Consider the following 264-nt stretch of genomic DNA (forward strand, 5'->3'; position numbering starts at 1 on the left):
AAAGCCACTATTCGCCGGGCAATGAAAGCCGCAGAACGGGCCACCAATGAACTCGATGCCACAGCCATGAATGAACTGGGGCTGCTGTATCAGTCGGTCCTGTCGGAAATTCAGTGTCTGGTCATGAATGCGGCCGACGAGCTGGGCGAGGTTCGCCTTTCCCAGCTGCAAACCTTAACCAGCGAGATTGAAAGCCTGCTGGACCAACTGGGGCAAACACAGGCCAGCATGGTAGACGGCTACATTGTTCAGGCTGCGCAGCAT

1 pseudogene is annotated in these 264 nt (G+C 56.1%); it reads left to right on the plus strand.

The window, feature by feature from the left end:
- Positions 1 to 264, plus strand: a pseudogene (locus tag ACYP03_RS26605) (hypothetical protein); the annotation flags it as partial.

It is taken from the genome of Photobacterium sp. R1, from assembly GCF_054600795.1.